Annotated in this window: 19 protein-coding genes and 1 riboswitch; of the genes, 9 read left to right on the top strand and 10 right to left on the bottom strand. The window is 64.6% G+C overall.

Annotated elements, in window-relative coordinates; all coding sequences use genetic code 11:
- Positions 1-74, bottom strand: a 74-nt coding sequence (locus Q7T45_RS20015) for an MJ0042-type zinc finger domain-containing protein (protein WP_304872936.1), incomplete at its 3' end; no start/stop codon positions are given.
- A 184-nt stretch (positions 75-258) separates the two neighbouring features.
- Between Q7T45_RS20015 and ftsE the strand changes: the two genes are divergently transcribed.
- The 4 genes from ftsE (at position 259) to Q7T45_RS19995 (ending at position 3,623) form a co-directional block, all read left to right on the top strand.
- Complete coding sequence (ftsE, locus tag Q7T45_RS20010; protein WP_304872931.1) at positions 259-918, top strand: cell division ATP-binding protein FtsE; 660 nt, start codon at positions 259-261, stop codon at positions 916-918.
- Positions 911-1,882, top strand: a complete 972-nt coding sequence (locus Q7T45_RS20005; protein WP_304872929.1) for an ABC transporter permease — start codon at positions 911-913, stop codon at positions 1,880-1,882. The genes ftsE and Q7T45_RS20005 overlap by 8 nt, the downstream gene beginning before the upstream one ends.
- A 240-nt stretch (positions 1,883-2,122) precedes the next feature.
- Positions 2,123-2,839 carry a YdcF family protein gene (locus tag Q7T45_RS20000; RefSeq protein WP_304872927.1) on the top strand — a complete coding sequence of 239 codons (717 nt, stop codon included), beginning with the start codon at positions 2,123-2,125 and terminating at the stop codon, positions 2,837-2,839.
- 13 nt (positions 2,840-2,852) lie between these two features.
- The gene (locus tag Q7T45_RS19995; RefSeq protein WP_304872926.1) at positions 2,853-3,623 is read left to right on the top strand and encodes a 1-acyl-sn-glycerol-3-phosphate acyltransferase; all 771 of its coding nucleotides are present in this window, start codon (positions 2,853-2,855) and stop codon (positions 3,621-3,623) included.
- A 173-nt stretch (positions 3,624-3,796) separates the two neighbouring features.
- Here Q7T45_RS19995 and Q7T45_RS19990 read toward each other — a convergent pair whose 3' ends face one another.
- Positions 3,797-4,360: a gamma-glutamylcyclotransferase gene (locus Q7T45_RS19990; RefSeq protein WP_304872925.1), complete on the bottom strand. Its 564-nt coding sequence runs from the start codon at positions 4,358-4,360 to the stop codon at positions 3,797-3,799.
- A gap of 139 nt (positions 4,361-4,499) precedes the next feature.
- On the opposite strand from Q7T45_RS19990, the gene Q7T45_RS19985 reads away from it, so the two are divergent.
- Positions 4,500-5,696: a DUF2125 domain-containing protein gene (locus Q7T45_RS19985; protein ID WP_304872923.1), complete on the top strand. Its 1,197-nt coding sequence runs from the start codon at positions 4,500-4,502 to the stop codon at positions 5,694-5,696.
- 223 nt (positions 5,697-5,919) lie between these two features.
- Here Q7T45_RS19985 and Q7T45_RS19980 read toward each other — a convergent pair whose 3' ends face one another.
- The 3 genes from Q7T45_RS19980 to Q7T45_RS19970 are packed head-to-tail and all read right to left on the bottom strand — an operon-like array spanning position 5,920 to position 8,867.
- The gene (locus Q7T45_RS19980) at positions 5,920-6,861 is read right to left on the bottom strand and encodes a prephenate/arogenate dehydrogenase family protein (protein ID WP_304872921.1); all 942 of its coding nucleotides are present in this window, start codon (positions 6,859-6,861) and stop codon (positions 5,920-5,922) included.
- Positions 6,858-7,955: a histidinol-phosphate transaminase gene (gene hisC / locus Q7T45_RS19975; RefSeq protein WP_304872920.1), complete on the bottom strand. Its 1,098-nt coding sequence runs from the start codon at positions 7,953-7,955 to the stop codon at positions 6,858-6,860. Before hisC ends, Q7T45_RS19980 begins: the two co-directional genes overlap by 4 nt.
- Positions 7,956-8,015: 60 nt before the next feature.
- Complete coding sequence (locus Q7T45_RS19970) at positions 8,016-8,867, bottom strand: chorismate mutase (RefSeq protein ID WP_304872919.1); 852 nt, start codon at positions 8,865-8,867, stop codon at positions 8,016-8,018.
- Between the two features lie 151 nt (positions 8,868-9,018).
- A riboswitch (SAM riboswitch) is annotated at positions 9,019-9,098 on the top strand.
- 85 nt (positions 9,099-9,183) lie between these two features.
- Here Q7T45_RS19970 and Q7T45_RS19965 point away from each other — a divergent pair.
- On the top strand, positions 9,184-10,374 hold the full coding sequence (locus Q7T45_RS19965; protein WP_304872934.1) for a homoserine O-acetyltransferase: 1,191 nt from the start codon (positions 9,184-9,186) through the stop codon (positions 10,372-10,374).
- Entirely contained in the window at positions 10,371-11,039 is a 669-nt protein-coding gene (metW, locus tag Q7T45_RS19960) for a methionine biosynthesis protein MetW (protein WP_304872917.1), read from the top strand. The genes Q7T45_RS19965 and metW overlap by 4 nt, the downstream gene beginning before the upstream one ends.
- A gap of 181 nt (positions 11,040-11,220) precedes the next feature.
- On the opposite strand, the gene Q7T45_RS19955 is transcribed toward metW, so the two are convergent.
- Both Q7T45_RS19955 and Q7T45_RS19950 read right to left on the bottom strand, forming a co-directional pair.
- Positions 11,221-12,087: an alpha/beta fold hydrolase gene (locus tag Q7T45_RS19955; RefSeq protein ID WP_304872915.1), complete on the bottom strand. Its 867-nt coding sequence runs from the start codon at positions 12,085-12,087 to the stop codon at positions 11,221-11,223.
- A gap of 327 nt (positions 12,088-12,414) precedes the next feature.
- A complete protein-coding gene (locus Q7T45_RS19950; RefSeq protein WP_304872914.1) occupies positions 12,415-12,552 on the bottom strand; it encodes a hypothetical protein in 138 nt (45 codons plus the stop codon).
- 66 nt (positions 12,553-12,618) lie between these two features.
- Here Q7T45_RS19950 and Q7T45_RS19945 point away from each other — a divergent pair, with 66 nt between their 5' ends.
- Positions 12,619-13,125 (top strand): TIGR02594 family protein, encoded by a 507-nt coding sequence (locus tag Q7T45_RS19945; RefSeq protein ID WP_304872933.1) that lies wholly within the window; start codon positions 12,619-12,621, stop codon positions 13,123-13,125.
- A 91-nt stretch (positions 13,126-13,216) separates the two neighbouring features.
- Here the strand turns inward: Q7T45_RS19945 and Q7T45_RS19940 are convergent, their stop codons facing one another.
- Positions 13,217-14,002 carry an MOSC domain-containing protein gene (locus tag Q7T45_RS19940; protein ID WP_304872913.1) on the bottom strand — a complete coding sequence of 262 codons (786 nt, stop codon included), beginning with the start codon at positions 14,000-14,002 and terminating at the stop codon, positions 13,217-13,219.
- A 224-nt stretch (positions 14,003-14,226) separates the two neighbouring features.
- Here Q7T45_RS19940 and clpB point away from each other — a divergent pair, with 224 nt between their 5' ends.
- On the top strand, positions 14,227-16,866 hold the full coding sequence (gene clpB, locus Q7T45_RS19935; RefSeq protein WP_304872912.1) for an ATP-dependent chaperone ClpB: 2,640 nt from the start codon (positions 14,227-14,229) through the stop codon (positions 16,864-16,866).
- Positions 16,867-16,982: 116 nt separating this feature from the next.
- Here clpB and Q7T45_RS19930 read toward each other — a convergent pair whose 3' ends face one another.
- Together Q7T45_RS19930 and Q7T45_RS19925 are read right to left on the bottom strand one after the other, a co-directional pair.
- Positions 16,983-18,611 carry a hypothetical protein gene (locus Q7T45_RS19930; protein ID WP_304872911.1) on the bottom strand — a complete coding sequence of 543 codons (1,629 nt, stop codon included), beginning with the start codon at positions 18,609-18,611 and terminating at the stop codon, positions 16,983-16,985.
- Between the two features lie 154 nt (positions 18,612-18,765).
- Complete coding sequence (locus tag Q7T45_RS19925) at positions 18,766-20,838, bottom strand: M23 family metallopeptidase (RefSeq protein WP_304872910.1); 2,073 nt, start codon at positions 20,836-20,838, stop codon at positions 18,766-18,768.
- Between the last annotated feature and the right edge of the window lie 854 nt (positions 20,839-21,692).

The following is a 21,692-nucleotide window of genomic DNA, read 5'->3' as shown; positions in this document are numbered from 1 at the left end:
GTACGGCCGGCCGCGCCCAAAGTAGCCAGATTGATGGCGTAGGACGTGGTGCAATGGGGGCAAATGATATGCATGGAGCGGATCTCCACAATGACGCTGGCCGGATGCTACAACGCGAGCGTTAACGAATCGGAAACCATAACCGAAGCACAACCATTTTGCCCGGTTCGCAAAGTCTGCGCAGCCGGCCAATCGCGGGGCCAAGCCTTACGGGTCACCGGACTTTCCGGTCACGCCCCACATCGAACGGAGCTGAGCTTGGTTCGGTTCGAAAATGTCGGATTGCGTTACGGGCTCGGCCCGGAGATTCTGCGCGACCTCAGTTTCCTGATCCCCGCCCATTCCTTCCAGTTCCTGACCGGCCCGTCCGGCGCCGGCAAGACTTCGCTGCTGCGGCTGTTGTTCCTGTCGCTGCGGCCGACGCGCGGCCTGGTCAATCTGTTCGGCCATGACGTCTCGCTGCTCGGCAAGGATCAGGTCGCCGATCTGCGCAAGCGGATCGGCATCGTGCTGCAGGACTTTCGCCTGCTCGATCACATGACGACCTACGAGAACGTGGCGCTGCCGTTCCGGGTGATGGGCCGTGACGAATCCAGCTACCGCAAGGAGGTCATCGATCTCCTGAAATGGGTCGGCCTCGGCGAGCGCATGGATGCGCTGCCGCCGATTTTGTCCGGCGGCGAGAAGCAGCGCGCCGCCATCGCCCGCGCGGTGATTTCGCGGCCGCAGCTGCTGCTGGCGGACGAGCCGACCGGCAACGTCGATCCGACGCTGGGGCGGCGGCTGCTGCGGCTGTTCATCGAACTGAACAAGTCCGGCACCGCGGTCATCATCGCGACCCACGACATGACGCTGATGGACCAGTACGATGCGCGGCGGCTGGTGCTGCATCAGGGACGGTTGCATATCTATGAGTAGAACCGGCGACGACCACGGCCCCCTGGTGGATCTCGGACATGAGCGTCCGCAGGTCCCGGCACGCGCGCGCAACCTGTCGCCGATCGTGCCGCGCGCCTCGATCGCCGGCCGCGCGCTGGTCGCGGTGGTCGCCATCATGACCTTCCTCGCCTCGATCACGACCGGCGCGGTGCTGCTGGTCAGCGCGTCGGCGGCGGAGTGGCAGTCGGAAGTCGCGAGCGAAATCACCATCCAGGTGCGCCCCGCCGCCGGGCGCGACATCGAGCGCGATGTGGCGGCGGTCGCCGAGGCGATGCGCGCGCAGCCCGGCATCGTCGAGATCAAGCCCTTCACCAGGGAGGAGTCCGCCCGATTGCTGGAGCCGTGGCTCGGCACCGGATTGTCGTTCGACGATCTGCCGGTGCCGCGCGTCATCGTCGCGCGCGTCCAACCGGGCACGGTGCCCAATCTGGCGGCGTTGCGCGGCCGGGTGACCCAACTGGCGCCGAGCGCCACCGTCGACGATCACCGCGCCTGGATCGAGCGGATGCGCTCGATGACCGGCGCCACCGTGTTCGCCGGCATCGGTATCCTCGCGCTGGTGATTATCGCGACCATCATCTCGGTATCGTTCGCGACGCGCGGCGCGATGGCGGCGAACCGCCCGATCGTCGAAGTCCTGCACTTCGTCGGCGCCGGGGACCGCTTTATCGCCAACCGATTCCTGCGGCATTTCCTCAGGCTTGGCCTGCAGGGCGGCGTGATCGGCGGCGGCGTTGCCATGCTGCTGTTCGGATTCTCCGAGTCGATCGCCAGCTGGTTCTCGGGTACCCCGGTCGGGGATCAATTCGCGGCCCTGCTGGGGACGTTTTCGCTGCGCCCGTCGGGCTATCTGGCGCTGGCGGCACAGGCGGTGCTGATCGCGGCGATTACCGCCTGGGCATCGCGGCGGACGCTGTTTGCCACATTGGACGACATCGAGTGACTTTTTCTCCCCTCCCCCCGCGAAGCGGTGGGGAGGGGTCGGGGGTGGGGGGTGTCTCAGCAAATTCGCTGTCAGTCGTATGCGTTGATACACCCCCCACCCCCGACCCCTCCCCACCACGCGCAAGGGCGCGTGGGAGGAGGGGAGTCGAAGCGTCCTCCGGCGATTCGTCTCGAAGGATGGAGCATTGAAAGTGGAAATTGCGCTAGACTTGTAGCGATAGGGAAACACCGGCACCGCATGGTTTCGAAGTCCGACGATAGATCGCCCGATGCGCCGGCTGCCGCGCCGAGGGGATGGTTGCGCGCGACCATCGTGGCGTCGCTGGCGATCGCCTTCGTTGGCGCGGCGGTCGGCTTCGTCGCCTTCCTGTCGCTGCTGCGCGGTGCCGAGGTGAAGCCCGAACGCAGCGCCGACGGCATCGTGGTGCTGACCGGCGGCTCCTCGCGCGTTTCCGATGCGATGGAATTGCTGGCCGGCGGCTACGGCAAGCGGCTGCTGATTTCAGGCGTGCATCCCACCAACGCCGCCAGCGACATCTCCCGTTCGCTGCCCGACAATCACCAGCTGCTGCGCTGTTGCGTCGATCTCGACCGCTCCGCCGTCAATACCCGCAGCAACGCGGCGGAGACGCGGCGCTGGGCGCATGACCGCGGCTTCAAGTCGCTGATCGTGGTGACATCGAATTACCATATGCCGCGCGCCATCGTCGAATTGTCGCACGCGATGCCCGATATCCAGCTGATTCCCTTCGCGGTGGTCGGCGAAAAATGGCGGGATGAGCCGTGGTGGACGAGTGGCGCGACGTTGCGGCTGCTGCTATCGGAGTATGTCAAATATGTCGCCGCGGAGGTGCGGGTGCGTCTGGCCGATTTCGGTCTCGATCTGCCCGATCTCGCAGACCAGCCGGCCGGATCGCCCTCCCCACGCAAACCGGCGACGGCTCAAGCCAACTGATCCAGGGTATTCCATGGTTTCGATCTTCCTGCGTTCGCTGGTCTACAACGTGCTGTTCTATGTGCTGCTGGTGTTCTGGAATATCGTTGCCATTCCCACCTTCCTGATGCCCCGGCGCGCTTTCATGGCGGTCGCCAAGACCTGGGCGCGCAGCAGCGTCTGGCTGATGCGCGTGGTCTGCAACACCCGACTGGAGGTTCGCGGGCTGGAGAAAATCCCCGTGGGACCGCTGATCGTCGCGGCGAAACACCAGTCGATGTGGGAAACCTTCGCGCTGATGCAGTTCTTCGATGCGCCGCTGTTCATCTACAAGCGGGAGCTCGCCTGGATTCCGTTCTTCGGCTGGTATTTGATGAAGTCGGGGATGATCGGCGTCGACCGCAGCGGCGGCATGCGGTCGCTGATGGAGATGGCGCGGCGCGCGCCGAAGGAAATTCGCAGCGGCCGCCAGCTGATCATCTTTCCCGAGGGCACCCGTACCCCGGTCGGCGCACCGCCGGATTACATGACCGGCGTCGGCCAGATCTACACCTCCAGCGGCGTGCCGTGCCTGCCGGTCGCGCTGAATTCCGGCTTGTTCTGGCCGCGCCGCACCTTCATGCGTTATCCCGGCACGCTGGTGGTCGAATTCCTCGATCCCTTGCCGGCGGGCTTGAACCGCAAGGAATTCATCGTCCGCATCGCGACCGTGATCGAGGCCGCCACCGATCGCCTGGTCGACGCCGCGCGCGAGGAGCAGGCGCAATTGTTCGGGGTGGTGCCATCAGCGCCGGCGAAGAAGTAGTAGCGCGCTTTCTTCCCTTCTCCCCTTGTGGGAGAAGGTGGCGCTAAGCGCCGGATGAGGGGTTTCTATCCGCGAACACAGAACTCGCGGAGACAGACCCCTCACCCGTCCGCGATGCTTCGCATCGCGTCCACCCTCTCCCACAAGGGGAGAGGGGAAGAGTCCCGCCGCGTTCAACCTTGATGCAGCATCGCCGCCAACTGATGCAATTGCGCATCGCGAAAACCCTGTGCCTCGATCGACTTCACCGTCGCCAGCACGTAGTCGCGGTTGTTGCCGGAGCGGCCGTGGCCCTGCTGCACGAAGCGCAGTTGCTCGGTCAGGGACAGCCGTCCGGCATATTGCACATGGCCGCGATCGACCACATAGGCCAGCGCGCTGACGCGGTCGCGGGCTTCGTTTTCGAGCCAGACCGAACGCATCACCTCGCGATAGACATGGGTGGTCTGCTCGCGGCTGCGCAGATAATCCACCACGTCGCCGCGCTGCTTCGCCGCCACCCGGAACGCGACGCCGCGGCAGGCGCCGCCGCGGTCGAGCCCGAGCACGAGGCCGGGCTTTTCCGGCGTGCCGCGGTGGTCGAACGAATAGACGCAGAGCGCGCGGTGCTCGCCGATCAGCCGGGCCGGAACCTGCTCGATGAAGTCGAAGCCCGGCCGCCACATCAGCGAGCCGTAGCCGAACACCCAGAGGTCGCCTTTGGACAATTCCGCGTCGGGTACGATTTTGGCTGGCATCGCGCGCACGCCTAGCAGAATTCTAGCGTGGGTGAAAAGGCGTTAACTTGATCGCGGCGGGCAAGCGGGCTTAAACCACGGCTTAAACCGCGGCTTGCACCACCGCTTAATTGACAAAATCGTCCGCCAAAGGTCCCGCATGCCCGATATGACCCCTGCGCCGCGCCGGCGCCCGCTTTGGCGCCTTTTCATCATGCCTGCTCTGCTCGTGGTCGCCGCGGTGGCGTGGAGCGGTTTCTGGTTCTTTGCCGCCTCGCAGGTCGAGGTCAAGGCCGACGCCTGGCGTGCCCAGGAGGCGGCATCCGGCCGGGTCTACGACTGCGCCAAGCGCTCGGTGGCTGGCTTTCCGTTCCGTCTCGAAGTCCGCTGCAGCGGCGCCAGCGTGTCGCTGCGCGCGCAGACCGCGGAACGGGCCGCGACGCAGGCGCCGCTCACCGCCAGCCTCGGCGAAATACTGGTGGTGGCGCAGATCTGGGATCCGAAATTGCTGATCGCGGAATTCACCGCGCCGGCGACGATTTCCGATCGCGGCGGGCCGCCCGCGATGATGGTGAACTGGAGCAAGGCCCGCAGCAGCGTGGTCGGGCTGCCGGCCGTGCCGCAGCGCGCGACCATCGTATTCGACGAGCCCTCGATCGACCGCGTCAACGGTCCGGTGCAGACGCCGCTGGCGCGCGCCAGACTGGCCGAGCTGCACGGCCGGCTCGCCGAAGGCTCGACGCAGGATCGCCCCGTGATCGAGACCGTGCTGAAGATCGAGCAAGGCAGCCTGCAGGACCTGCATCCGCTGCTGGCGGCACCGTTCGATGCCGACATCCGCACGCTGCTGAGCGGCTTGAAGGATTTTGCGCCAAAATCCTGGCCCGAGCGGTTTCGCGAACTCCAGGCCGCCGGCGGCCGGGTCGAAATCGTGCAGTCGCGGATCCAGCAGGGCGACCTGATCGCGCTCGCCACCGGCACCCTCGGCCTCAGCGCCGGCGGCCGGCTCGACGGCGAATTGCAGATGACGGTGGCCGGCATCGAGAAGGTGATCCCGGCGCTCGGCATCGAGAAAATGCTGGAAGAGGGCGTGCCGCAGGCGACGCTCGACCGCGTCGCGCCCGGAGTCAGGAGCCAGGACGTCAGCAACCTGCTCGGCGCATTGGACCGCGCCATCCCCGGCCTCGGCCGGGTTGTAAAACAGAACGCCAATATCGGCGTCACCGCGGGTATCAATGCGCTCGGCAAGGAAGCCGTGCTGGAAGGCAAGAAGGCCCGCGCCTTCCCGCTGCGTTTCGTCGACGGCGCGGTGTTTTTCGGCCCGCTGAAAGTCGGGCAGGTGCCGCCGCTGTTTTGATGTTGCGTGTCCCGGACGCGGTGCAGCGTTCTTCACGCTGCTCCGCGTCCGGGGCACGCTTCCGCCTTCGCTCTTCGAGCTGCGGCAGAAGCCTTGCCCACCCGGCGCAAGCCGGAGGCCGTCATTGCGAGCGAAGCGAAGCAATCCAGCTTTCTTCCGTTTACGCAGCAAACTGGATTGCTTCGTCGCAAGAGCTCCTCGCAATGACGTTGAAGGAGCGGAGCTACTCCGCCTTCTTGCCCAATTGCGCATGCGGCCGGCCGAAATCGGGCGCCGCCGAATCCTGGCCGATCTCGACGATGCCGCGGCGGATGGCGCGGGTGCGGGAAAAATGCTCGAACAGCGCCTCACCGTCATTGCGGCGGATGGCGCGGGTGAGTTTTGAAAGATCCTCGTTGAAGGTGCCGAGCATTTCCAGCACCGCATCCTTGTTGGCGAGGAACACGTCGCGCCACATCGTGGGATCGGAGGCGGCGATGCGGGTGAAATCGCGAAAGCCGCCGGCGGAGAATTTGATCACCTCGGAGGAGGTGACTTGCGCGAGCTCATCGGCGGTGCCGACGATGGTGTAGGCGATCAGATGCGGCAGGTGGCTGGTGATGGCGAGCACGAGGTCATGATGGTCCGGAGTCATGATCTCGACCCGCGCGCCGATGGCGGCCCAGAACGCGCGCAAGCGCTCGATCGCCGCGGGATCGACACCTTCCGGCGGGGTGAGGATGCACCAGCGGTTGATGAACAGCTCGGCAAAACCGGAATCGGGACCGGAATGCTCGGTGCCGGCGACCGGATGGGCCGGCACGAAGTGAACGCCATCGGGCAGATACGGCGCCATGTCGCGCACGATCGCGCCCTTGACCGAGCCGACGTCGGAGATAACAGCGCCCGGCTTGAGATGCGGTCCGATCTCCTGCGCGACCGGACCGCAGGCGCCAACGGGAATGCAGAGGATGACGAGATCGGCGTCCTTGACAGCTTCGACGTTGGTCTCGACCACGCGGTCGACAATGCCGAGCTCCTCGACCCGCGCGCGGGTCTTCGCCGAGCGCGCGGTGGTGACGATTTCTCCCGCCAGTCCCTGCGCACGCGCGGCGCGCGCGATCGAGCCGCCGATCAGGCCGAAGCCGATCAGCGCGATTTTTTCAAACAGCGGCGCGGCGCTCACTTGTGCGCCGTGAAGTCGCGCAAGCCATCGACCACCAGCCGGTTGGCCTCTTCGGTGCCGATGGTCAGGCGCAGCGCATGCGGCAGGCCGTAATTGGGCAGGCCGCGCAGCACCAGGCCGCGTTTGGTGAGGAACGCATCGGCGTCGGCGGCGGTCTTGCCCTTCTCCTGCGGAAAATGGATCAGGATGAAATTCGCCACGCTCGGCGTCACCTTGAAGCCGAGCTTTGTCACTTCATCGGTCAGCCAGTTGCGCCACTTCTCGGTGTGCGCCTTCGACATCTGGATATGCGCGGTATCCTCGATCGCCGCCACCGCCGCCAGCATCGCCGGCGTCGAGACGTTGAACGGCCCGCGGATGCGATTGACCGCATCGACGATGTTGGCGGGGCCGAACATCCAGCCGATCCGCAAGGCGGCGAGGCCGTGAATCTTCGAGAAGGTATGGGTCATCACCGTATTCTCGGTGGTCGCCACCAGCTCGATACCGATCTCGTAGTCGTTGCGCGAGACGTAATCGGAATAGGCGGCGTCGAGCACCAGCAGCACATGTTCCGGCAGGCTTGCGCGCAACCGCTTGACCTCGTCGAACGGGATATAGGTTCCGGTCGGGTTGTTCGGGTTGGCGAGCCACACCAGCTTGGTGCGGGGCGAGACCCGCGCCAGGATCGCATCGACGTCGGCCGTAAAATCCTTCTCCGGCGCGACCACGTTGATGGCGCCGCACGCCATCGTCGCGATCGGGTAGACCAGAAAGCCGTGCGTGGTGGAGATCGCCTCGTCGCCATGGCCGAGAAAGGTCTTCGCCAGCAGATTGAGGATTTCGTCGGAGCCGGCGCCGCAGATGATGCGGTCGGGGTCGAGCCCGAAGGCGCGGCTGATCGCTTCGCGCAGCACCCGCGAGGTGCCTTCCGGATAATCCTCCAGATGATCGGCGGCGTTCTTGTAGGCCGCGATCGCCTTCGGCGAAGGGCCGAGCGGGGTCTCGTTGGCCGACAGCTTGAACACCTTGCGGCCGGGCTCGGGCACCGGGCTCTTGCCCGGCGTGTAGGGCGCGATTTCGAGAATGCCGGGATTCGGCACGGGGCGGGACATCTTCAACTCCGGATTATCGGGCGGCTTTCGAGGCTTGATTCAAGGCCAGGGCCTTTAAGACTAAGATTTGGCCGCCCCGTTTGGGGCCACCGTATAGCGCGTTGCATGGCTGCCGACGAGAGCCTGGGAGCGCACCGAGGCGCCGGCCTCGATCAGGGCGGTCCTGATCTTTTCCAGGCTGCTCGATCCGGAAATCGACACCAGCAGCGCCGCGCCGTCGAAGGCGGTGTCCGGCACCGCGACGATTTCGGCCAGCGGCGACAGCGCGCGGGCGGTTTCCGCGTTCCAGCCGGATACCCGCACGCTCCAGGTCTCGACCTCGGTCACCATGGCGCTGTCGGCGACGCGCGACACCACGAATACCGGCAGTGCCGCCGGATGATCGGCGCGCTCGAGGAACGGCAGCCGCGCGATGATCTTCGGGGCACCCTCGGCCTCCAGCGCGATCCACCATGGCGTGCGGCTGGAAGCGGCCGGCACCAGCGCGAGATCGCCCTTTGACCGGGCCGTCGCCTCGACCGCTGCCTGTGCGCTGAAATGCGAGACGTAGGGCACGACGAAGCCGAAATGAAACCGCGCCGAATCCCGCATCGCGGACTCGCCGATGGAAACATCCGCATGCACCGAAAACGGCGCCTGCACGTAGGTGAAGGTCGAGATGATGACGCGCCAGATGCTCTCGATGGTGTCGATCGGCAGGATGCCGCGGTGACGCTCGACCAGCCGCCGCATCATCGCGGCCTCGCGTGCCGGGCGAAACGCCGAGCCGACCTCCTGGGTCTGCTTGACCTGGATCAGCCGGTCGATGATGTCGCCGCGCGCCATCAGCAGGCGGTGGACCTGTTCGTCGATGCTGTCGATTTCCTGGCGCAGCACTTCGAGCGAGGGCGGAGCGGGGGGCGGGTTAGACATCTTCAAAACCTGGCAAAAGGAAGCGCTGTTCTCTCCCATGGTTCGAGATGGCGCAAGGGCGCCTCCTCGCCATGAGGGGTTCGAGGCGCCTGTTAACCAAAGCCAAAACGAAAGCGATGCCTTGACGGAAAGCCCGGCCGGGACTAGCTTTAGTCCATTCCGTGGTCATTTGAGCCGGCCGGCTTGCAGCCACGTTAAACAATTAGCTAAACAGGCCGGGGACACGCGTGATCCCGGTCGAACCTATGTTCAGGCCGGGTTTTTTTATGGCCTGATTTCCGTGGTGGTCTCTCGAAGCCACCCTGGGAGGGTCATGATGGTCAACTTGCAGTCGATACCAAGTCCGCCTGTTCATACCGAGGAGCGCGCGCACGAGGCGGATCATCCGACTTCGCTGCTGGCGTCCTTCGGCGCGGACCAGCCGCTGAAGCTCGATTGCGGCATCGATCTTTCGCCGTTCCAGATTGCCTACCAGACCTATGGCGAACTCAACGCCGACAGGTCCAACGCCATTCTGGTCTGCCATGCTTTGACCGGCGATCAGCATGTCGCCAATGCGCATCCGATGACGGGCAAGGCAGGCTGGTGGGAGACCATGGTCGGTCCCGGCCGTCCGCTCGATACCGACAAATATTTCATCATCTGCTCGAATGTGATCGGCGGCTGCATGGGCTCGACCGGTCCGGCCTCGACCAATCCCGCCACCGGCAAGGTGTGGGGGCTGGATTTTCCGATCATCACCCTTCCCGACATGGTGCGGGCGCAGACCATGCTGATCGATCGCCTCGGGATCGACACGCTGTTCTGCGTGGTCGGCGGCTCGATGGGCGGCATGCAGGCGCTGCAGTGGACGGCGGCCTATCCGAAACGGGTGTTCTCGACACTGGCGATTGCCTGCAGCACGCGGCATTCGGCGCAGAACATCGCGTTCCATGAGCTGGGCCGGCAGGCCGTGATGGCCGATCCGGAATGGCATCATGGACGCTATTTCGAGCAGGGCACCCACCCGCATCGCGGGCTCGGCGTGGCGCGGATGGCCGCGCATATCACCTATCTGTCGGACGCCGCGCTGCATCGCAAGTTCGGGCGGCGGATGCAGGACCGTGACCTGCCGACCTTCTCGTTCGACGCCGACTTTCAGGTCGAAAGCTATCTGCGCTACCAGGGCTCGTCCTTCGTCGAGCGGTTCGACGCCAACTCCTATCTCTATCTGACACGGGCGATGGATTATTTCGACATCGCCGCCGATCATGACGGCGTGCTGGCGCGGGCGTTTCGGGGCATCCAGACAAGGTTCTGCGTGGTGTCGTTCACGTCAGACTGGCTGTTCCCGACAGCGGAATCGCGCGCGCTGGTGCATGCGCTGAACGCTTCCAGCGCGCGGGTGTCGTTCGCGGAGATCGAGACCGATCGCGGCCACGACGCCTTCCTGCTCGACGTGCCGGAATTCTTCGACATCTCCCGGGCGTTCCTGGAATCCGCGGGCAAGGCGCGAGGGCTGACATGAGCATGCAACAACAGGTTCTGCCGCTCCCCGGCATGGTGGCGCCGGACACCGGGCATTATCGCGGCGATCATCTGCTGGTCGCCGAGATGGTCGAGCGCGGCTCCAAAGTGCTCGACGTCGGCTGCGGCGAGGGCGACCTGCTGCAGCTGCTGGAAACACGCGGCATCGACGGCCGCGGCATCGAGCTGTCGCGCGAGGGCGTCAACCGCTGCGTCGCCAAGGGCCTCGCGGTGGTGCAGGGTGACGCCGACACCGATCTGATCAACTATCCCGACGACGCCTTCGACTATGTGATCCTGTCGCAGACCCTACAGGCGACGCGGCAGCCGCGCGTGGTGCTGGAAAACCTGCTGCGGATCGGACGGCGCGCCATCGTCTCGTTCCCGAATTTCGGCTTCTGGAAAATGCGGATCCAGCTATTGGTCGGCGGCCACATGCCGCGCACTGAAAACCTGCCCGCTACCTGGTACGACACGCCGAACATCCATTTCTGCACCATCAAGGATTTCGTGCAGCTGTGCGACGAGATCAACGTCAAGATGGAGCGCGCGGTGGCGCTCGACATGTACGGCCGGCCGCTGCGGGTCAATCTGCCGTGGTGGTTCTGGAACATGTTCGGCGAGCAGGGCGTGTTTTTGCTGAGCAGGGCAGAGAAGGGAAAGTAGTACCTTCGCGCAACGAGCACGCTGCACCTCTCCCGCTTGCGGGGGATGTCGACGCGCTCGAAGAGCGCGGCGGGTGGGGGAATTCTATCCGCTGGCGCCGGAGTTTGCGGAGGCGCCCCCACCCCAGCCCTCCCCCGCAAGCGGGAGAGGGGGCGCACCGCCGTTGCCGAGATGGCGAGTACTATCCCGCCGCCATCGACCTCGGATCCCGCACCGGCCATCTTCCGGCTTCGGCCAGCGCAATAAAGCGTTCGACCATTTCGTTGAACAGCGCCGGTTCCTCCAGATTGAGCACGTGGCCGCTCTTCGGGAAGAACGTCAGCCCCGCCGCCGGCAAATGCTGCTTCAGGAACAGGCTGGGCTCGATGCAATTGTCGTCCTCGTCGCCGCAGATGATCAGGGTCGGCGTCGGGACTTTCCGGATCGCCTCCGTCAGGGTGTAGATCGAGGGCCGGCCGCCCTGGAAGCTGCGCATGGTGTTGGCCGAGCCCTTGGCGTCGTGCCGCGCCAGCGCCGCGTAGAAGTCGGCGTGGCCGCGTGGATCCTTCACCAGGAACGGAATCCGGCTCGGCGCCTCGCGGGTCGCTTTGGCTACCTCCACCGAGCCGACCGTTTCATATTGCTCGCCATTGGCCTGGCACTGGCTGCGGAACGCGTCGAGGTTTTCCAGGCTCGAGCCCGAGCCGACGCCGGCCAGCGTTAGCGACAGCGCGCGCTCCGGCGCGTTCAGGCCGATCTGCAGCGACGAATAGGCGCCCATCGACAGCCCGACGAAATGCGCTTTCGCAATTTTCAGGTGATCGAGCACCGCCAGCGCGTCGGTATAGAAGTGCTTGTAGGTGTAGACCTCCTTCGATGCCGGCACGTCGGACGGCGTGTAACCGCGCGCGGAATAGGCGATGCAGCGGTGGCCGCGTGCGAAGTAGCGCATCTGCGGTTCCCAGTTGGTGTGGTCGGCGGCGAATTCGTGCAGGAAGATAACAGGCGTTCCCGAGCCTGCTTCCTCGAAATAGAGCCGGACATTATCGGTGCTGACGGCATAGGGCATTTGCTTGTTCCTCTCGTTGGGCCGGACGCGAAAATCGCAGTTAATGCTGTTGTCCGCAATGAGGCGGAACCGATCATTTTCGTCACGGAATGATCGCGCAATGACCCCGAAAGCGTTTCCGCACTGCCGCATCGCGTCTTGCTCTCGCCATACCGCGCCTCGCATTACGACCCCGGATATCGGCTTAACGGGCCGATGGGAACTGGGGGTGTGTCATAGAGGATCTGGTCGAGTATGGTTCAGTTGGTTGTTGCGTTCCGCCGGTCGCTTCGTTTCGTTGCACTGGCTTCGTGTTCGGTGGCGCTGGTCGCTATCGCTTCTCCGGTTTCAGCAAAGCCGCAAAACGGCGCAGGGCGACACGCTCACGCTCATCACGCCGGCCATCATGCCCGGCACCATCACAGGCATCATCATGATCGGCACACCGCGCGCGCATCGCGAGCGGTGGGTCTTGCCGATGCGCAAGTCAACTTCGTGCCAAACGCTGCCCCCGGCGACACGGCAAACTACGGCTGGTTCGGCGCGCCTGATGTGGTCACCGAAACGCGCCGCCGTTCCCGGCGCGTCGCCCGCCCATCGCGCTGGGAGCGCGGCGTGGCGCGGATGCAGGCGCGCGGTATTGCCGACGCCCAGGCCAGCGTCCCACCCGGCGCCAGTCCCGCCGCCACGGCTACGGCGGATGGTTCCGGTTCATCCGGTGTCGTCGCCGAGGCGTGCCGCTATGTCGGCGGCAACCCGACCGGCCGCGGCAGGCTGTGGTGCGCGCGGTTCATGAACATGGTTCTGGAACGGTCGGGCCATCGCGGCACCGGCTCGGACATGGCGCACTCGTTCGCGGGCTATGGCCAGCGCGTCTCCGGCCCGCAGGTCGGCGCCATTGCCGTGATGGGCAGGGGACGTGGCGGCGGCCATGTCGGCGTGGTCAGCGGCATCGACGCCCAGGGCAATCCGATCGTGGTGTCCGGCAACAATGGCAACCGGGTCAGGGAAGCGCCGATCTCGCGCGGCCGGGTCTACGCCTACGTGATGCCGAACTGAGGCTCATCGGAAGAACGGAAGCGTGCCCACCGAACGTGCGCGACTGTTGGTTGGAAAGAAGGTGGGCACAGCCAAGAGGCCTTTGCCCACCCTACAAGAGCTTCGGCTCTTCCACTGCGATCGTATCGCCGACGGCTATCGTGCCGCCGGCGATCACCTCGGCATAGACGCCGCACTCGTTGTGGCCGAGCCGCTGCGTCAGGGCCTGCGGGATGCTGAGGTCGCGCGCGGCGGTGTCCGGGTCGACGTTGACGGCGGCGCAGCGGGTGATCCGTTTCACCACCTTCAGGCGCGTTTCGCCGATCGCAAGGGTCTGGTCGAGCAGATCGAACTCGTGCCAGGCCGGCCAGCCGCTGACATAGAGGTTGGCGCGGAACCGCAAGGGGTGCACCGGCTGGCCGACGATGTTCTCGATCGCCTGCAGGCTGCCGAGATTTATGATGGAGACGACTTTCCTGGCGACATCAGAGAAACTGTGGCCCTCGCTGGAGAGAATTTTGGGCGGTCCCTTGATTGATCCGGCGTAGCTCTCCGCGAAGAACCGCTCGATGGCGGCGCGGCCCTCGGCTGTCTTCAGATTGCCCTGGGCGGCGATCGCGCCATCGCGGCGGATGGTCAGCACATTGGTGGCATCGTCGAAATGGCTGTGCAGCGCCGCCAGCCATTCGTCCCGCATCAGCATCAGGAAATAGGCCTTCACCATCCATTTGGGATCGGCGGGATCGAAGCCGCTGGGGCCGTTTTCGATGGCATAGCGGCGGTCGGCCGGGAGCGTCTGGCCGACGGCGAGCGCGACGTTTGTCAGTGGTTCCGGGGACAGGCCTTTGACGGGGTAGCGGTAAAGGCTGGCGATCTGGGCAGGCGGGGGGCGTGACATGCGGTTTCTTAAGAGATTCCCCGGCCGGGCGCCACCGTACACGAATTTGTGAAGCTGCCTCTTCCGTTTCGGCAAACCCCTTCCCACATTTGCCTCAAGCCGGCGCTGACGTCGGCGACGCGGCCGCTGCCGGTTGAGCAATATCAATACGATCAGCGGAAACCCAATGAAGATGCGGCGACCGTGCCTTAAGGGGCGGAGCGGCAGGCTGAGGGAATGACCTTATGAATATCGAAAAATACACCGAGCGTGCGCGCGGTTTCATCCAGTCCGCCCAGTCGCTCGCCATGCGCGACGGCCACCAGCAGTTCTCGCCGCTGCATATGCTCAAAGTGCTGCTGGACGACAGCGAGGGCCTCGCCGGTGGTCTGATCGACCGCGCCGGGGGCAATTCCCGCGCGATCCTCAAGGCGACCGAAGACGCGCTCAACAAGCTGCCAAAGGTCTCCGGAAGCGGCGCCGGGCAGGTTTATCTCGCCCCGGAACTGGCGCGTGCGTTCGACGCCGCGGAAAAGGCCGCCGAAAAGGCCGGCGACAGCTTTGTCACGGTCGAACGGCTGCTGCTGGGGCTGACGCTGGAGAAGAGCAGCGAGGCGGGAAGCATTCTGGCCAAGGGCGGCGTCACGCCGCAGAACCTGAACGCTGCGATCGAATCCCTGCGCAAAGGCCGTACCGCCGACAGTGCGACGGCCGAAAATGCCTATGACGCGCTGAAGAAATATGCCCGCGACCTGACCCAGGCCGCGCGCGACGGCAAGCTCGACCCGGTGATCGGGCGCGACGAGGAAATCCGCCGCACCATCCAGGTGCTGTCCCGCCGCACCAAGAACAATCCCGTCCTGATCGGCGAGCCCGGCGTCGGCAAGACCGCGATCGTCGAGGGCCTGGCGCTGCGGATTCTCAATGGCGACGTGCCGGAAAGCCTCAAGGACAAGAAACTGCTGGTGCTCGATCTGGGCGCGCTGATCGCCGGCGCCAAATACCGCGGCGAATTCGAGGAGCGGCTGAAGGCGGTGCTGCAGGAGGTCACGTCGGCCGAGGGCAGCATCATCCTGTTCATCGACGAGATGCACACGCTGATCGGCGCCGGCAAGGCCGATGGCGCGATGGATGCGTCCAACCTGTTGAAACCCGCGCTGGCGCGCGGCGAATTGCATTGCATCGGCGCCACCACGCTCGACGAATACCGCAAGCACGTCGAAAAGGACGCCGCGCTGGCGCGCCGGTTCCAGCCGATCTTCGTGTCCGAGCCGACGGTCGAGGACACCATCTCGATCCTGCGCGGCCTGAAGGACAAGTACGAACAGCACCACGGCGTGCGCATTACCGATTCCGCGCTGGTGGCGGCCACCACGTTGTCGAACCGCTACATCACCGACCGGTTCCTGCCCGACAAGGCGATCGACCTGATGGACGAGGCCGCGGCGCGGCTGAAAATGCAGGTCGATTCCAAGCCGGAAGAGCTGGATTCGATGGACCGGGAAATCATCCGGCTCAAGATCGAGCAGGAAGCGCTCAAGAAGGAAAGCGACGCCGGCTCGAAAAGCCGCCTGCAGACGCTGGAAACGGAACTCGCCGACCTCGAAAAGAAGTCGGCCGACCTGACCGAGCGCTGGAGCTCGGAGAAGAACAAGCTGTCGAATGCCCAGAAGTTGAAGAGCGAACTCGAGGGATTGCGGCTCGAACTCGACGAGGCCAAGCGCCGCGGCGAGTACCAGCGCGCCGGCGAGCTTTCCTATGGCCGGATTCCCGAGCTGGAGAAGAAGCTTGCCGAGATCGAAGCCAACGAAAACGCCGGCGAGATGATGGAGGAGGCGGTCACCGCCAACCACATCGCGCAGGTGGTGTCGCGCTGGACCGGCGTGCCCGTCGACAAGATGCTGGAAGGCGAAAAGGACAAGCTGCTGCGGATGGAAGACAGCCTGGGCAACCGGGTGGTCGGCCAGACCGAGGCGGTGCATGCGGTCGCAACCGCCGTGCGCCGTTCGCGCGCGGGCCTGCAGGATCCGAACCGCCCGATGGGCTCGTTCATGTTTCTGGGCCCCACCGGCGTCGGCAAGACCGAACTGACCAAGGCGCTCGCCGAATATCTGTTCAACGACGAGACCGCGATGGTCCGCCTCGACATGTCCGAATACATGGAGAAGCACTCGGTCTCGCGGCTGATCGGCGCGCCTCCGGGCTATGTCGGCTACGACGAGGGCGGCGCGCTCACCGAAGCGGTGCGGCGGCGGCCGTATCAGGTGGTGCTGTTCGACGAGATCGAGAAAGCCCATCCCGACGTCTTCAACGTGCTGCTGCAGGTGCTCGATGACGGCCGCCTGACCGACGGTCAGGGCCGCACCGTCGACTTCCGCAACACGCTGATCATCATGACCTCGAACCTCGGTTCGGAGTTCCTGGTCAACCAGCCGGAGGGCGAGGACACCTCAGCCGTGCGGGAGCAGGTGATGGGCATGGTGCGCGCGCACTTCCGCCCCGAATTCCTCAACCGGGTCGACGAGATCATCCTGTTCCACCGGCTGCAGAAGAGCGAAATGGGCCGGATCGTCGAGATCCAGTTCTCCAGGCTCACGAAGCTGCTGGAGGAGCGCAAGGTGGTGCTCACGCTCGATGACGCGGCGCGCGACTGGCTCGCCGCCAAGGGCTGGGATCCCGCCTATGGCGCCCGTCCCCTGAAGCGGGTGATCCAGCGTCATGTGCAGGATCCGCTGGCGGAGATGATCCTGGCCGGCGACATCGTCGATGGCGACCACGTCGCGATCTCGACCGAGGGCAACGTGCTGACCTTCAACGGCAAGGCACCGCAGACCGCCGAGATCGCGCAGTTCGAAGCGCCGGCGCCGAAGCGGAAGCTGCACTGAATCTTCCGCTCCGAAGAGGGGAAGACGGTTAACGATCAAGTCGCATGACCCGGACGGCGTCAAAACGCCGATCCGGGTCTTCGTTTTCCCGCAAGGGAAAAAGATAAGTTCGATCGCTACTTCTTCGTCACCTTGTAGATCGCATTCTCGATATCCGACGAGAAGTAGATGGTGCCCGACGCGCCGATGCCGACGCCGGTGGGAATGTTGGTTGGCAGCCCGCCGGGTGCCGCAGCTAAGCCGATCGGCAGATTGCCGGCGATTTCGGTGACGGTTCCGTTCTGCGGATTGATTTCGATAATGCGTTTGGCGCCGACCTCGGCCACGATCAGCCTACCGTCGGCCGCCCGCGCGATTCCCTCCGGCATTTTCAGGTCCTTGGCGATGATGGTTTTCTCGCCATTGGTTCCGATCAGCGACACCAGCCCGGCAAAGGCCTCGGTGACGTAAACCTCTCCCTTGCCGCCGCCGACCATTCCGACCGGGCCTTCGAGGCCGCCGATCACCACGGTGCGGTCCTTGCCGTGCTCACCACTGGCGCGGACCAGCGATTTGCTGCCGAACTCGTTGACCAGAATGCTGCCGTCGCCGAGCTTGACCGCGTCATGCGGGGCCTTGAAGCCGTGCAATATGTCCCTGGTCTTGCCGGTCTTGCGGTCGATCACCTGCACCGTGCCGGTGAACCAGCTCGACAGCAGTACGTCGTCGTCGCTGGCGGTGGCGCTCATCGGATATTCCAGCGTCGCGCCGTCGGCATGCATGCGGGCTGCCTCGGAGACTTCGCCGGTGGCGCCGTCGACGGTGCGGTAGGCGAACACGTCGGCGACATAGATGGTGTCTTTAGCTCGGTCGGAGACGACGCCGATGCCGCCGGGCAGCGCCAGTTTGCCCGATATTATTTGCCTCGCCGCGCCGGTCTCGGCATCGACCTCCTGGATGCCATTGTCGGCCATGTTGGAGACGAAGATGCGATCCTTGGCGTCGATCGCGAGGTTATCGAGCGACGGCTTGAGCTGCGCGACCATCTTCTTCGCGCCGGTCTTCGGATCGACCCGCACCAGCTGGCCGAGCGCGGTATCCACCACCCACAGATTGCCCTTGGAATCGAAATTGACCGCGGCTGGAATCTTGAAGCCGTCGGCGACCACCGTCAGCTCGGCCTTGTCGACGTCGACCCTGGCGATCTGGCCCTTGAACCACAGCGGACCGTACAGCATGCCGTCGGGGCCGAATTCGAAGCCGTTGAGGCCGCCCATCTTCTCCATGATCTGGCGCGGCGGCTTGACGCCCTCGACGTCGATTTCATAGAGCGCGTCGCCGAGGAACACCTGCGTGGCGTAGAGCCGTCCGTCCTTGCGAAACGCCAGCGAGTTGATGCCGGGCAGGCCGGAGGCGAGCTTCTTGACCGGGCCGTCGCCCTTGCGGGAGTAGAGGTCGCCGGTGAGAAACCCGGTCCACGCCATGGTGCCGTCGGGCGCGAACGCGATGTCGTCCGCCATCCCTTCGGGGCCGGGTACCGAGACCTTCGCGGTGCCGCTGGTCAGGTCGACTTCGTACAGGGCTGCGCCGGCGACGCTGCCGGCGAACAGGCGCCCGGCCTTGTCGATGCCGAGCCCGTGCACGCCATGGAACGCCGAGCCGGAAACGAGTTTTGTCACTTCATAGGTCTGTGCCGATGCACCGGCGCCGGTGGCCAAAAGGACTGTCGCAGCAACCGTCGCATACCGTGCAAGCCTGCTCTTCATGACGCTACCTCCCGTTTTTTATGTTGGACAAGTATTCGTTGGGGGCGGTTGTTTGGCAAACGAAACCTGATCGCGGCGAAGCGGGTGTCGCTGCCACGAAAATGACACGCGCGCGGCGCGTCCGCTCAATAGGGCGTCAATTGAATCAGGGAATTCAGCGGTTGCTGACCTGCCGCACCTGCGCCGACGCCGGAGCACCGGCATCGGAAACACGCGCCGGGTTGCCGCGATTGCTCATCTGGGCATCGAGCCGATCGCGTTCCTTCTCGAAACTGGCCATCAGCGGGCCGTCGAGCGAGCGGCCGCGCGGCAGCTTGATGCGCATCGGATCGACGAAGCGGCCATTGACCAGGATTTCGTAGTGAACATGGGCGCCGGTCGACATGCCCGTCGATCCGACGAAGCCGATCACCTGGCCCTGCCGCACCCGCTTGCCGGGCTCCATGCCCTTGGCATAGGCCGACATGTGGCCGTAGGCGGTCTCGTAACCGTTATTGTGCTTCAGGCGGACATATTTGCCGTAGCCGCCTTCCCAGCCGACCCGTTCGACCACGCCGTTGCCGGAAGCGAAGATCGGCGTGCCGTAGGGCGTCGACCAGTCGACGCCGGTGTGCATCTTGACGTAGCCGAGAATGGGATGACGGCGGCCGCCGAAGCCCGAGCGCATGATCGCGTTGTTGACGGGCTTGCGCACCAGGAACTTCTTCGCGCTCTTGCCGGTCTCGTCGTAGAAATCGACCACCGCGTCGTCGGGGGTCTGGAACCGATAGTATTTCTTGGTCTCGCCGCCGACGGTGAGAGAGGCGAACAGCACCTCGGTCTTCTCGGTAATGGTGGCGCCTTCGTCTTCGCCGGCGAAGAACACGTCGAACGAGTCGCCGGGCTGTACCTTGCGCTGGAAGTCGACGTCGTAGGAGTAGATGCGGACCATGTCCTCGATGACGGTGGCCGGAACCTTGTTGCGCAGCGCGGTCTCGTAAATGCTCTGGTAGAGCCGCACGCCGGTGCCGTCATCCTCGTCATCATCGTCGTCGGCCGCGGCGGCCGCAGTGAGGGTGTTCATGCTCTGGACGTCGACGGCGACGTATTTGCCGAGATCGGAAAGGGCTGCGACGGCTTCGATGGTGGATTCGTTGGCGACGATCACCCGGTAGGGCTGCAGCCGCTGGCCGGGGGCGGGGCCGGCCGGCGCCATCAGGATGCGCAGCTTCTGGCCTTCCTTCAGCCCGCCGTCGCGGCCGCGGGGCCCGAGCGTGGCGGCGATGGATTTCGCCTCTTCGGGGGTCGCACCCTGGTCGCGCAGGATCGAGGTGACGGTATCGCCCTTCTTGACCACATGGACGCGCTCGCCGGTGGGATTGCCGCCGGTGATTTGATCCTTGGTCTTCGGCAGCAGCGTGACGTTTTCAGGGACCACCCGGGTTTCAAAGCCGGCATAGGGATCGTTGGTGACGTTGCCCTCGGTGGCATAGGCCAGCTTGATGTCGGGCCTGGCGCCGCTGACGTCGGCGGTGGCGCTGGCCAACGTGGTGTAACGCACCCCGCTGTTGCCGCGCCAGTTCGAGGCATCGCGCACCCGCATAATGACTTCGTCGAGCGCGACCACCGCGGCGAGCTTCGCCTTCGGCAGGATCGGCGCGAGGTCCTTGGTCACGAACGAGACCTCGGCATCGGGCTCGACCGCATCGGGATTGTTCGGATCTTCGGCGGCCGCGGGAACGGCGGCGCCAACGTCGGTCAACATGCGCTGGGCGTTGAAGGGCGGGATCTTGGCGGAAAGGTCGCTGGTCGCCATCGCCAGATTGCCGGAAATGCGGATGAACGGCCGCACCCGCATCACGTCGCGGTTGCCGACCCGGGTAACGGTGGAAACCTTCACCACATGACGGGCGGCGGAGGTTTCGCCGGGTGGCGGCAGGCGGTCGCTCTTGTGCAGGCTGGCATTCTTGTCGTTGGCGCCGAACGCGCCGCGCAGGGCGCCCTCGACCCGTTCCGGCACCTTGGCGAAGGTCATTTCACCGTCGAGCGACGCAAAAACGGCGCCGCCGATGAGGGCCGCGCCGCACAGACCAGTCAGAATGGTGCCGCTAAACCACTGTACGGAGACGCGGCGGCGATCGATCACCGCGGCCTCGGAACCATCAACGGAAAGCGGCGGCTCGTGACCAAGATCAATGATCCCGGTCTCGCGTCCGTAGCCGCCCCCGCGTGACGTCCTGTGGTTCAACCCGGTATCCCCCCGTATTCCCTTAACATGCGACAGAGACTTTGGCGCATCCAGCACCCCCGGCTTCGCCCTCTGCGGGGAGATTCGGGAGCATGTTGTGCCACACGCCACGGATATTCGGGATTCAGAGGCCAAAAGGCTGGCCGGGATCACGAACGGCAATGGTGTGTAAATCTTTCGATGTTTCTCGGCCATAAGGGAAAGGCGACGGGTTCATGGAAGATCGCCGTTCCCAGGTAGATCATCGCCCGCAGCCCCCACTGACTTCAGGCGATTCAATGCATACGTATAGTCAGAACGTCGCAGGATTGTGGCTCAAGTACGGCGTGAAGTCCTTAAAAATAGGGGGCTTCTTCGCGGTGCGAGATTCTCTCCACATGATGCGACGATTTGTTGACAATGGGCGTTGACAACCCCGAGCGGGGGGGCTTATAACCCGACCACTGAGCGCGGCGGTGCTTTGGCCCTTGGCCACGGCAACCTTCCGCGCCCGTGATGCTCCTCACTAAGATGAGTGAATCAACAGCCGATAGTCATCGGTTGTTATTTGTCGTCGGATGAGAGCGAAGAGATCCTTCCAGAGATGGAAGTGGGGTTTTCGAACCCCGGGCTGTTTGACAAGTGAAGATGAAGAAAGAGAAACGTGGACGGCGGAGTCCTTGCGAGTCTCGATTACTTGAGAATTTAAGTCTTAGGACTTGGATCTTTGAGTATTGAGGCTGGACGAAAGACTTCGGCGGAACACGTTTACATAGGTTACACCATCGTCGTCCGCGATGTGAATCGCAGGCGATAAATATGGTGGGACCTCGTCAAACGTTGTGATCAGCCGGTTTAAAGTTTCAAGTCCAACT

The organism is Bradyrhizobium sp. (assembly GCF_030646015.1).
Taxonomy (GTDB): Bacteria; Pseudomonadota; Alphaproteobacteria; order Rhizobiales; family Xanthobacteraceae; genus Bradyrhizobium.
The sequence above is the reverse complement of the archived record's forward strand: the minus strand, read 5'-3'. Positions and strand labels throughout refer to the sequence as shown.

What these genes read in the sequence shown, in the direction of transcription:
- Q7T45_RS19930 (WP_304872911.1), bottom strand. Translation starts at nt 18,611, where the DNA reads ATGAAGAGCAGGCTTGCACGGTATGCGACGGTTGCTGCGACAGTCCTT.
- Q7T45_RS19970 (WP_304872919.1), bottom strand. Translation starts at nt 8,867, where the DNA reads ATGTCTAACCCGCCCCCCGCTCCGCCCTCGCTCGAAGTGCTGCGCCAG.
- metW (WP_304872917.1), top strand. Translation starts at nt 10,371, where the DNA reads ATGAGCATGCAACAACAGGTTCTGCCGCTCCCCGGCATGGTGGCGCCG.
- Q7T45_RS19985 (WP_304872923.1), top strand. Translation starts at nt 4,500, where the DNA reads ATGCCCGATATGACCCCTGCGCCGCGCCGGCGCCCGCTTTGGCGCCTT.
- Q7T45_RS19990 (WP_304872925.1), bottom strand. Translation starts at nt 4,360, where the DNA reads ATGCCAGCCAAAATCGTACCCGACGCGGAATTGTCCAAAGGCGACCTC.
- Q7T45_RS19940 (WP_304872913.1), bottom strand. Translation starts at nt 14,002, where the DNA reads ATGTCACGCCCCCCGCCTGCCCAGATCGCCAGCCTTTACCGCTACCCC.
- Q7T45_RS19955 (WP_304872915.1), bottom strand. Translation starts at nt 12,087, where the DNA reads ATGCCCTATGCCGTCAGCACCGATAATGTCCGGCTCTATTTCGAGGAA.
- clpB (WP_304872912.1), top strand. Translation starts at nt 14,227, where the DNA reads ATGAATATCGAAAAATACACCGAGCGTGCGCGCGGTTTCATCCAGTCC.
- Q7T45_RS19965 (WP_304872934.1), top strand. Translation starts at nt 9,184, where the DNA reads ATGGTCAACTTGCAGTCGATACCAAGTCCGCCTGTTCATACCGAGGAG.
- Q7T45_RS19995 (WP_304872926.1), top strand. Translation starts at nt 2,853, where the DNA reads ATGGTTTCGATCTTCCTGCGTTCGCTGGTCTACAACGTGCTGTTCTAT.
- Q7T45_RS20005 (WP_304872929.1), top strand. Translation starts at nt 911, where the DNA reads ATGAGTAGAACCGGCGACGACCACGGCCCCCTGGTGGATCTCGGACAT.
- hisC (WP_304872920.1), bottom strand. Translation starts at nt 7,955, where the DNA reads ATGTCCCGCCCCGTGCCGAATCCCGGCATTCTCGAAATCGCGCCCTAC.
- Q7T45_RS20000 (WP_304872927.1), top strand. Translation starts at nt 2,123, where the DNA reads ATGGTTTCGAAGTCCGACGATAGATCGCCCGATGCGCCGGCTGCCGCG.